Source organism: Williamwhitmania sp., assembly GCA_035529935.1.
Taxonomy (GTDB): Bacteria; Bacteroidota; Bacteroidia; order Bacteroidales; family Williamwhitmaniaceae; genus Williamwhitmania.
The window spans coordinates 1-4,110 of record DATKVT010000011.1; the positions used below are offsets into that span (position 1 = coordinate 1).

Annotated in this window: 6 protein-coding genes; all 6 read left to right on the top strand. The window is 45.3% G+C overall.

Annotated features, from left to right (window positions below):
* On the top strand, positions 1-354 hold a 354-nt coding region (locus VMW01_00675; protein HUW04750.1), incomplete at its 5' end, for a hypothetical protein.
* Between the two features lie 63 nt (positions 355-417).
* Positions 418-768 carry an NADH-quinone oxidoreductase subunit A gene (locus VMW01_00680; protein ID HUW04751.1) on the top strand — a complete coding sequence of 117 codons (351 nt, stop codon included), beginning with the start codon at positions 418-420 and terminating at the stop codon, positions 766-768.
* Positions 759-1,307 (top strand): NADH-quinone oxidoreductase subunit B family protein, encoded by a 549-nt coding sequence (locus VMW01_00685; protein ID HUW04752.1) that lies wholly within the window; start codon positions 759-761, stop codon positions 1,305-1,307. The genes VMW01_00680 and VMW01_00685 overlap by 10 nt, the downstream gene beginning before the upstream one ends.
* Positions 1,300-1,755: an NADH-quinone oxidoreductase subunit C gene (locus VMW01_00690; protein HUW04753.1), complete on the top strand. Its 456-nt coding sequence runs from the start codon at positions 1,300-1,302 to the stop codon at positions 1,753-1,755. Before VMW01_00685 ends, VMW01_00690 begins: the two co-directional genes overlap by 8 nt.
* A 9-nt stretch (positions 1,756-1,764) precedes the next feature.
* On the top strand, positions 1,765-2,892 hold the full coding sequence (locus VMW01_00695; protein HUW04754.1) for an NADH-quinone oxidoreductase subunit D: 1,128 nt from the start codon (positions 1,765-1,767) through the stop codon (positions 2,890-2,892).
* Positions 2,893-2,899: 7 nt separating this feature from the next.
* Entirely contained in the window at positions 2,900-3,994 is a 1,095-nt protein-coding gene (gene nuoH / locus VMW01_00700; protein HUW04755.1) for an NADH-quinone oxidoreductase subunit NuoH, read from the top strand.
* The last annotated feature ends 116 nt before the right edge of the window (positions 3,995-4,110 follow it).

Here is a 4,110-nt window from a genome sequence, read left to right on the forward strand (position 1 = left end):
TATCGAGTCCAGATGCCATTCTCACCCCGAAAAGGTGGAATACCACTTTCGGCTGAGATTCCAGCACCTGTAAATGCTACGGTATACAAAGAGTTGCGTAACAACTCTGCTGCTTCAATTATACTATTCATCACTTTTATTGTAAATCAGACCCCAGTAAAGGTAGTTGGTTATGCAATTACTCGCAATGCTCCACAGTATGATATCGCCTACGTTGAAGTAAGGCATGATACATATCATCATATGAAATTAAATAGGCCAGAAAGCAATAAAATAAGCAGATATAAGGCTTTTTCATTCCATTTTATAATGATTGTGGCCGACATATTAACAGTAATTAACAGTCGACATTAATTTAAGATAACTATATTTGCGCCGCTTAAAAAATGCCCAAGCAGCATAAAAAACATAGAAATCATGGGCTTATTGTCAGTAGTACTTTTACTTGTTACGGGAGTATGTTTTGCCGGAATAGCCATATTCATTGGAAACACCTTCTCCCAAAAAAAATACAGTTCAGAAAAGTTTGAAGCCTACGAGTGTGGCATTCAGACACATGGAGACACCTGGATTCAGTTTAACGTCGGTTACTACCTTTTTTCTCTCGTCTTCCTAATCTTTGATGTGGAAGTTGTGTTTATGTACCCATGGGCAGTTGTATGCAAGGAGGTAGGATGGTCAGCCTTTGTTGAGGTCTTCCTTTTCATCATATTCCTATTCATGGGGCTGCTCTACGCATTTAAAAAGAAGGCTTTGGTATGGAACTAAATGATAAACCAGAAGAATTTCCCGGAGAAATCTACGCTGATGATTCCGGAACAACCAATTTTCTGGTTACTAGCATAGATAAACTGGCCAACTGGGCTCGTAGCAACTCGCTATGGCCCTTGACTTTTGGAACCAGCTGCTGCGCCATCGAAATGATGTCGACAGCGTCAGCGAAATATGACTGGTCGCGCTTTGGCTTTGAGGTGGCACGTGCTACTCCCCGACAGGCGGACTTAATAATCGTGGCCGGAACCATCTGCCATAAAATGGCACCCGTGCTGCAGCGACTCTACAACCAAATGCCGGAACCAAAGTATGTTATTGCTATGGGGGCTTGCTCCATATCTGGAGGCCCTTTTCATTACAATACCTACTCAGTAGTTCGCGGTGTGGACAAGCTCATTCCGGTTGATGTATATGTTCCTGGATGCCCTCCACGTCCAGAAGCACTGCTCGATGGCATGATTGCCCTTCAGGAGAAGATTAGAAAATCGAGAGCTTACGTTGTCGACAAGAAGAAGGAGAAAAAAGATGAATAAGCAGGAGATTAAGGAGTACCTCACAGCAAAATTCCCCTCCTTTTCAGTGGAGGAAACCATCGACTTTCCAGTTTTACGCGTTCCAAAAGAGCACCTTGTTGCTACAGTAAAGCAGCTAAAGGACGATGATGCCACCCGTTTCAACTTTTTGTTCAATCAAACGGCAGTGGACTACCAACCCGAGATGGAGTTGGTGTACCACCTATCGTCTACGCAATATCGTCACGACCTCATGCTCAAGGTGACCCTTGCAGACCGTGACAATCCAGCGGTCGATTCTATTACACCTCTCTATAAAGCTGCAGAACTTTATGAATGTGAAATATTTGATCTTTTTGGAATTCATTTTAACGGGTTCGATGGCCTGCGACGGCTATTCCTACCTCCGGACTGGCCCGGGTTTCCCTTAAGGAAAGATTACACCGATAACGATATGATAACTCGGTAATCGAACAGCATGGAATTTACTGATCCCAAACTACAGGTAAGCGAACCCAACGAAGAGTTTATTATCAACGTCGGTCCGCAACACCCTTCAACCCACGGAGTGCTCCACCTGGAGATAAAGCTCGATGGCGAAGAGGTGCTCGATGTAAAGCCCAACCTCGGATATATCCATAGAGGTATTGAAAAGATGACTGAATCGCTTACATACAAGCAGTTTAGCTATCTCACCAGCCGAATGGACTACCTCTCTGCTCACATCAACAATCAGGCCTGCGCCTTAATTGTGGAAAAGGGCATCGAAATGACCATTTCTGAACGAGCCAAAGCCATACGAATACTTATGGCCGAACTTACTCGGATTGCATCTCACCAGCTCTGGTGGGGAGCGCTTGGTCTCGATTTAGGTGCAGTATCACCCTTCTTCTTTGCTTTCCGAGAGCGGGAAATGATTCTCGAGATATTTGAAGAGACGTGCGGTGGTCGGCTAACGATGAACTACATTGTTCCCGGAGGTGTGATGCACGACCTACACCCCGACTTTGTTCGTAAGGTGAAGGAGGTGATGGCACAGCTCAAGAAAAACCTTTCAGAGTACGACAGGCTGCTCACGGGTAATATAATTTTTCAAAAAAGAACTCAGGGCATAGGGCTGCTAAGCCAAGAGGATATTATTTCGCTTGGAGTAACCGGTCCCATTGCAAGAGCATCCGGCTTAAACTGCGACGTTCGCAAGTTACATCCTTATGACGGTTACGAAAAGCTGGACTTCAAGGAGATAATTGCCACCAAAGGTGATAGCTATACACGTTACTTGGTTAGGCTTGAGGAGATGAAGCAGTCCATGCACATTGTTGAGCAGCTCATCGATAATATTCCTGAAGGCTCCTACAGGGAAAAGACAAAAGCAGTAATCAAGTTGCCCAAGGGAGAGTACTACCAGCGGGTTGAAACCGCTAGGGGAGAGTTTGGAATATACCTTGTGAGCGACGGTGGAAGCAAGCCTTACCGCATAAAGTACCGCACGCCAAACTTCTCCAATCTGGCAGCCTTGAAGCCCATGGCAGTGGGTTCAAAAATTGGAGACCTTGTTGCCATCATGGCAACGCTTGACCTGATTATTCCTGATATTGACAGATAAGCCCATCATGCAAAACAATATTGCACAAATTCATTTAGTAGATATAACCCGTGGTATTCACGCATGGCTATTTTCCCATTTGAACTATGGCATGGCGCTAGCCTCGGAACTCGTATTTACAGCGATTGCCATGATAACTCTAGTGGTTGTGATGGCCATAGTAATGGTTTATCTGGAGCGAAAAATTGCCGCATTCATGCAGATGCGACTTGGGCCAAACCGAGTTGGACTTTACGGAACATTACAAGCAGTGGCCGACGTGGTGAAGCTCCTTCTAAAGGAGATTATCACCCCAAAAGATGCCGACCACTTTCTCTTTGCCCTTGCTCCTTTTTTGGTTACAGCGGTAAGTTTTCTTGCGCTTGCCCCTATCTCCTTCGCTCCTGGAATACAACTTTGGGATATAAATATTGGCATTTTATACATTACTGCCGTTACATCAATGGGGGTAATCGGCATTCTCATGGCAGGATGGTCAAGCAACAATAAGTATTCACTACTTGGCGCCATGCGAAGCGGAGCCCAAATAGTGAGCTACGAGCTATCGGCAGGCCTTTCGTTACTTGCCATTGTGGTAATGGCCGGTAGTCTTTCTGTAAACGACATTATCCAATCGCAGGCCGACGGCTGGTGGATTTTTAAGGGACATATTCCAGCGATGGTGGCCTTTGTTATTTTTATCATCGCCAGCACCGCTGAGCTAAACCGCGCCCCCTTCGACTTGGCCGAGGCTGAATCGGAACTCACTGCCGGATTTCACACCGAATACTCTGGAATGAAATTCGCCATGTTCTTTTTGGCGGAGTATACCAACATGCTCATTGCCTCCATGCTTGCGGCGACAGTATTTTTGGGTGGCTGGCAGCCCTTACACATTGGTGGGCTCGATGGCTTTAACCACGTAATGGCCTTCATCCCAGGCATAATTTGGTTCTTTGGTAAAACCTTCACCATTGTATTCTTAATCATGTGGTTCCGGTGGACTTTTCCACGGCTACGTATCGATCAACTGCTGAAGCTGGAATGGAAATATTTGTTACCAATGAGCATTGTCAACATACTGGTGGCTGCCTTTGTAACCATCTCCGGCTGGCACTTTTAAACCTTGCACTCCATGAGATCTATTATAAATTACTATTTAACTGTGCTCCGGGCGTTTCTTTCTCTAATTAGGGGAATGAAAATCACTGGCTACTACTTTTTACATCCCAAAAAAAT

Bases quoted from the DNA above. Each gene is read 5' to 3' on its own strand.
- VMW01_00680 (HUW04751.1), top strand. From the start codon at position 418: ATGGGCTTATTGTCAGTAGTACTTTTACTTGTTACGGGAGTATGTTTT.
- VMW01_00685 (HUW04752.1), top strand. From the start codon at position 759: ATGGAACTAAATGATAAACCAGAAGAATTTCCCGGAGAAATCTACGCT.
- VMW01_00690 (HUW04753.1), top strand. From the start codon at position 1,300: ATGAATAAGCAGGAGATTAAGGAGTACCTCACAGCAAAATTCCCCTCC.
- VMW01_00695 (HUW04754.1), top strand. From the start codon at position 1,765: ATGGAATTTACTGATCCCAAACTACAGGTAAGCGAACCCAACGAAGAG.
- nuoH (HUW04755.1), top strand. From the start codon at position 2,900: ATGCAAAACAATATTGCACAAATTCATTTAGTAGATATAACCCGTGGT.